Consider the following 6,275-nt stretch of genomic DNA (forward strand, 5'->3'; position numbering starts at 1 on the left):
GCACGCCGATCCACACTGCATTGGCATCGCTTGCGTGAACCTTCGCGATGGCATCGGCTACCTTGTCATAGGGCAGCGCTTCCCGATGCTTCACCTTCGATCGATCGTGTTTGGGCAGGCCTTATGTGATGGCATCGGCTGGGTTATCGTTCCTCCACCCTTTCGCCATCGCGTATTTCAAGACGGTGCCTATCCGCTGCTTAACGCGACGGGCTGTTTCAGGGTGGCTATTCCAAATAGGCGTAAGGGCTGCCATCACATCGGCGCTATCAACGCTGCTAACTTGCTTCGATCCAAAAAATGGAAAGACGTAGGTTTCCATCGTGTTCAACCATTGCTGTCCATGCTTCTCATTTCGCCAGGTGGGTTTGTTCAGGTCGTGAACCTGCTGCGCGGTTTCCTTGAACGATAGGATGGCTTTAGAGAGCCGTTTTGCCGCAATGGGGTCATTGCCTGCCCTCGCACTCTTTCGGTTCTCTAGGGCCATCTCACGGGCCTCTGAAAGCGTTACAAGCGATGCAGGGCCAAGGCCGATGTCCCGTCGCTTTCCCTGTATCACGATACGATGTATCCATCGTTTCGCGCCGGAAGGATCGACCTTCAAATATAGTCCATGCCCGTCGCCATAGAAGCCGGGATCAGAAATAGCTCTTATACGGGCTGCGCTAAGACGCTTTTCAGCGTGCTTTCCAAGGGGCTTTATTCCAGACATTCACCCCACATATCGCCCAACATAATTTTTCGCAACGTGCCGGAATATGCAGGAACCATTTGGAAGCAAAATATTATAAGCTATTAACTAATAAGCATAAAATGGACTAGATGTGTTCGTCTAGGAACATAAAAGGGCAGACTGCCTCTCCGCCATTATCACTTTCGCCTCGTTTTCGTCCTGTAAAACCTTGAAATATAAGGACAATTAGGCGGTTCGAACACCTTAATTCCAGGCTCATACCAGATGCGATGCCAAGGTGAGATTCAGCACTGTTCTCTTCTCTGCCAAACATCTAATTTTCAAATATTTCAAGGGTTTGCGATAAAATCAAACGCGGTTCGAAAAGTTGCGTCGGAGCTGCCAAGAGCAGTGCCGCAACGCGCAGTCTTTTCGATCAGAACCAGCTTCTCCCGCTCTAGATCTTCGACCTTGCGCTGGTAGGCGCTGATCACTGACTCGTTGCTGGTCTCGACAATCCGCTCCAGCAGATGTCCGATCTTCTTCTCGGTCGCAGCGATTTGTATCTTGAGAGACGGGCGTTCTTCCTTGGTGCGGGATTCGCTCTCGCTCCAGCGTTTCTTGAACAGCAACATGAGGGCGTTGAACATTTCCTCGGTCGGAATGATGGCACGAAGCAGCGCCTCATAAGCTTCTTCGATTTTCGTCCGGGCAACGGACTTGCCCCACATCTCGCAGCTGCGATGACGACAGAGGTAGTAAGGGTATTTACCGTTGCGTCCCTTGGTCCAGTTGGCCGTCAAGGAACGGCAGCAACCCCCGCACACCACATACCCACGAAGTGGGAAATCCTCACCGACATCGGCCCGCGCTGGCGCATAAGCGCAAAGTCGAGCGGAATGTCGGGCCACACCAAACTTACTCAGAAGCTTAAGCCTCCGGCAAATCCGGGTCGGCTCACTACGCAACTTCCTGTTTACCTGCTTGAACCGACCTAGCGAACGCCTGACGGGACGTTGCGCCCGATCATCAGCTGCATCGATTCAAGCCGGAGATTTTCCCGCTAGCGCTGGTTTATAGAGCCGTCGGCGCACCATCGAGCAAGATCGTCTTGCTCTCCAGATAGGCTGCAAGCCCCTCAACGCCACCCTCGCGGCCAATGCCGGACTGCTTGAACCCGCCAAATGGCAGGCCGAATTCCAGCTTCATGCCATTCTGGCCAAAGCCGCCTGCCCGAACACGCCGAGCAATGCGGTAGGCCGCATCGACATCATTGGTCAGGACCGAACCATTGAGGCCATAATTGCTTTCATTGGCGATGCGGATCGCGTCTTCTTCATCTTCCGCCGGAATCAGGCACAGCACCGGCCCGAAAATCTCTTCCTGCGCAATGCGGCTCTGATTATCGACATTGGCGAACAAGGTCGGCTCCATGAAATAGCCCTTGTTCATATGGGTAGGCCGGGCGCCCCCCGTAACGAGGTCCGCACTGTCCTTGCCGATCGCGACATAGTCTTCGACGCGCTCCAACTGTCGCTTCATAGCGAGTGGCCCAAGCTGCGTTGCCACATCCTCGCTATGGCCGATGCGGATGCGCTGCATCACGGCCTTGATCGCATCGGCCAGTTCGTCATGGCGCTTCCTGGGGACGATTGCGCGGCTCAGCATCGCACAGACCTGGCCGCTCATGATCGTTATGGTATTGCCCAAAATGGCGGCTGCGACCTCGATCGGGAAATCGTCGCGCACGATCGCGGCAGACTTGCCCCCCAATTCCAGCGTGCAGCGCGCAATACGGCTCGCACAGACCTCGCCGATGCGCTTTCCCGCCCCGGTGGAGCCTGTGAAGGTCACCTTGTCGATGCCGGGATTATTGACCAGATGATCAGATGCATCGCGCCCACCACAAACCAGATTCACCACGCCGGCCGGGATGCCAGCGGCCTGCGCCGCCTCGGCCATGATATAGGCTTCCAGCGGCGTCTCCGGCGACGGCTTCATGATCACGGTACAGCCCGCCACCAGTGCATAAGCAACTTTGCTCGCCATAATGCCATAGGGCGCATTCCACGGTGCGATCGCCGCCACGACGCCTGTGGGTTCATAGGCGACGATGGCGGTGTCCACCTGAAAGGACGGGCGCCGCTCGACGAACGTGAAGCTGTCGGCATAGCCCGCAATCTGCATGAAGCTGGCGGTCGCGCCGCCAGTCATGATCGGCGCGAAGCTTGCCAGGCCGCCCACCTGCAGCGTCCACGCGCGCGCCAGCTCCGGCTCCCGCTTTTGCAATTCCTCACCCATTCGGCGCACCAGCGCACCGCGCTCGGCAGGGCTGAGCGTTGGCCATGCCCCCTCATCGAACGCCTTGCGCGCTGCGGCGACCGCACGATCCATATCCGCCTCGACCGCCTCGGCCACGCGGGCGATCACATCCTCACTATTGGGGGAGACGATCTCGATCGACTTTCCACCTGCGGACTCCACCCATTGCCCGCCGATATAGAGCTTGTCGGGGTGCGCGATGCGGATGTCGTGGGGTATCATCTTGCTGTCCTCTCCTCGATTCTGCGCATAATAATAACGAACGTTATTATTATTTCAACCGCATTGACGTGCCATTCGGTGCTTGACAGTGGAGATATGGCATGGCGTAATCATATCATTCGTTATCATTAACCGCCCAAAGAGCGGCATCGGCACATCCCATCGGGAGAGGATAATGCGAAACGCCTTGATCGCGGCCTGGACGCGCGAGCGCCTCTACGCGGTACTGGATCACTATCTCGCCGCGCTTGTGGCCCGCGATCCCACCAAGGTCGATTGGGCGCCGATGGTGCGGGCCACCGAGAATAACGTCGAACTGGCGATCGGCGACGGCCTGTGGGGCACGATCACTGGGCGCGGTGATTATGATCTGCGCTTTGCCGACTGCACGACCGGCCAGGTCGGCCTGTTCACCACTGTGCAGGAAACCCAGCATGTTTCAGCGATGGCATTGCGCATCGGCGTGAACGGGCAAGACGCGATTACGGAAGTGGAAATGCTGATCGTCCGCCAGGTCGATGAAGCGCTGGTTTTCCCCAACCCGCGCTTCGAACCCAAGCCCGACTTCGACGGCGCAATCCCGATCGACAAGCGTATGACGCGCGAGCGGCTGAGGGCGATCGCCGACGGCTATTTTTCGACGCTGGAACAGAATGACGGGCAGCTTTTCACCCGCTTCCATCCCGATTGCGAGCGTGTCGAAAATGGCGTGCTGACCACGAACAACCCCGATTTCCCGCTCGTAAATGCCCATCTCGGCTGCGAAGAGCAGTTCCGCATGGGCTATTATCGCTATGATGATCGCCTGCGTGGCCGCCGCTTCCCGCTGATCGACGAGGAGCGCGGCCTCGTCTTCGCCCATGGCTTCATCGATCATTGTGGCCGCCTCGCCTATTACAAGCTGACAGATGGCACCGAGATCGAATCCCACATCCGCCGTCCGCACAGTTTTTACATGTCAGAATTGTTCCGCATTGAGGAAGACGCCATCCGCCAGATCGAGGCCAATTTCATCACCGTCCCCTATCATATGCCCTCCCCGTGGGACGGCATCACAGGCCATCGGCCATGACGGCCCCAAGGTTGCAGGGTGAAGTCGCCTTCATCACCGGCGGAGGGCGCGGCCTCGGACAAGCCATTGCCGAGGCGCTGGCTGGTGCTGGCGCGGCCGTGGCGGTCGCCGCACGGTCGGAACGGGAGATCGCCAAGGTGGCGGCCGATCTGAACGCGCGCGGCGGCCGCGCCATCGCAGTCGCCTGCGACGTGACCAATAGCGCCAGCGTGGATGCAGCCTTCGCGTGCGCAGAACAGCAACTTGGCCCCATCAGCATCCTTGTAAACAATGCCGGCGTGCAGGGTCCAATCGGTCCGATCGGTCATATCGATGTTGCCGACTGGTGGAGCGCGCAGAGCGTCCATCTTCTTGGCGCGCTGCTCTGCACGACGCGCGCCTTGCCGGGCATGGAGGCGGCAAATCATGGCCGCATCATCAATATTGCCTCTCAAGCCGGAACCTTCGTTGCGCCCAACGCCTCAGCCTATGCCGTCGCCAAGGCCAGCCTCATCCGCCTGACCGAGCATCTGGATGCCGAGCAGGCAGGCCGGGCCATCCGCGCCTTTGCCATTCAGCCCGGCACGATCCTGACCGAGATGTCGAGCCAGACACTCGCCTCGCCCAATGCCCGCGCGCATGCCGCGCCGCTTGTCGCGCTGCTGGAGAGCATCACGCCGCAAGACAGCGCCGCCGCGCGCAAAAAGCTGCAATCGCTGGCTGTCGATCTCGCGTCAGGGCGTTTCGATGCGCTTTCGGGCCGCTATCTCGATATCGACTGGGATCTGCCCGCCATGCTCGCTGAACAGGTGCAAAGCGCATGACCGCAAAAAGCGCCGCTGCCTTGCCCATGGTCGAGCCAGCCCGTGTCTTTGGCGCAAGGCTGCTGCTCGGCCTCATCCTGAGCGCGATGATCCTCTTCGTCGATGGTTATGATCTGGCCGCTCTCCCGCTCGCGCTGCCACACATCGTGCGCGAGCTGGGCATTCCGGCGGCCAGCTTCGGCTTCGCGCTCTCCGCCGTCCTCGTTGGGCTGGGTACTGGCGCGGTTCTCCTCGCGCCCATTGGCGATCGCTATGGTCGTCGCCCGACGATCATCGTCACCGTCGCGCTGATCGGGTTGGCAACCATGGGCACGGCCACTGCGACCAGCGTGACCGGCTTCTCGGTCTGGCGGCTGCTGACCGGACTGATGCTCGGCGCCTGCCTCCCCAACGTCACCGCACAGGTCGCGCTTTGGGCGCCGGAGGGCAAGCGAGCGAGCACGATCACGATCGTATCGCTGGGCATCGCCATTGGCGGCATTACATCCGGCCTTGTCGTGCCGCTGCTGGTGTCGTTCGGCGGCTGGCGCGCCATCTTTTTGCTGCCCGGCATCGCCACGGTCCTGCTTGCGGTAACGCTGTTCTTCCTGTTCCCGCGCAAGGGCATGTTACCCGAACGGCAGGACGAACCGGCAGCCGCCAGGCCCGTGCGCAAGGGTGGCCAGCTGCTGGACATATTGCGCCCGCCGCTACTCGTCGCGACCGCCATCTTCGTGCTGATCTACGGCCTCAACGCCTTTGCCATCTACCTGACCAGCAGTTGGATACCAACACTGCTGCCCCAGGCCGGCTTCTCAGTCGATCTCTCCGCCCGCTTCATGTCGATCGTCAATCTCGGTGGCCTTGTCGCTGGCCTGCTGATCGCCAAATTGGTGGATAAGAGCCGGGTGACCTTCGTGCTGAGCGCGGCCTATACGACCATCGTTCTGGCATTTCTTGGCCTCTCCTTTGTAAAGCCGGACCCTTGGATCTGGGGCATATTGCTGTTCCTGTCCGCAGGGGCCATCGCGGGCGTTCACCTCGCCCTCATCGCGATCGCGACCGATTTCTTCCCCGCCCGCTATATGGCGACGGCCATCGGCTTTGGCGTCGCGGTGGCGCGCATTGGCGCGATCGGCGGGCCGATGGTCGGCGGATGGCTGATCGCGTCGGGCATCAGCGTCGGCGGCTTCTTCCTCTTCGC

6 protein-coding genes are annotated in these 6,275 nt (G+C 59.8%); 3 read left to right on the forward strand and 3 right to left on the reverse strand.

The window, feature by feature from the left end:
* Positions 1–121 precede the first annotated feature (121 nt).
* From IL54_RS22990 to IL54_RS11160, 3 genes are all read right to left on the reverse strand, one after another.
* A complete protein-coding gene (locus tag IL54_RS22990; protein ID WP_076605500.1) occupies positions 122–712 on the reverse strand; it encodes a tyrosine-type recombinase/integrase in 591 nt (196 codons plus the stop codon).
* Positions 713–1,023: 311 nt separating this feature from the next.
* The gene (locus IL54_RS11155; RefSeq protein WP_156106191.1) at positions 1,024–1,476 is read right to left on the reverse strand and encodes a hypothetical protein; all 453 of its coding nucleotides are present in this window, start codon (positions 1,474–1,476) and stop codon (positions 1,024–1,026) included.
* Between the two features lie 271 nt (positions 1,477–1,747).
* A complete protein-coding gene (locus tag IL54_RS11160; protein WP_037475643.1) occupies positions 1,748–3,217 on the reverse strand; it encodes an aldehyde dehydrogenase in 1,470 nt (489 codons plus the stop codon).
* Positions 3,218–3,392: 175 nt separating this feature from the next.
* On the opposite strand from IL54_RS11160, the gene IL54_RS11165 reads away from it, so the two are divergent.
* The 3 genes from IL54_RS11165 to IL54_RS22995 form a co-directional block, all read left to right on the forward strand.
* Complete coding sequence (locus tag IL54_RS11165) at positions 3,393–4,289, forward strand: hypothetical protein (protein ID WP_037475644.1); 897 nt, start codon at positions 3,393–3,395, stop codon at positions 4,287–4,289.
* Positions 4,286–5,092: an SDR family NAD(P)-dependent oxidoreductase gene (locus IL54_RS11170; RefSeq protein WP_076605501.1), complete on the forward strand. Its 807-nt coding sequence runs from the start codon at positions 4,286–4,288 to the stop codon at positions 5,090–5,092. The genes IL54_RS11165 and IL54_RS11170 overlap by 4 nt, the downstream gene beginning before the upstream one ends.
* The coding region (locus IL54_RS22995) for an MFS transporter (RefSeq protein WP_237748858.1) at positions 5,089–6,275 on the forward strand (1,187 nt) is incomplete at its 3' end. The genes IL54_RS11170 and IL54_RS22995, both read left to right, overlap by 4 nt.

It is taken from the genome of Sphingobium sp. ba1 (assembly GCF_000743655.1).
Classification (GTDB): domain Bacteria; phylum Pseudomonadota; class Alphaproteobacteria; order Sphingomonadales; family Sphingomonadaceae; genus Sphingobium.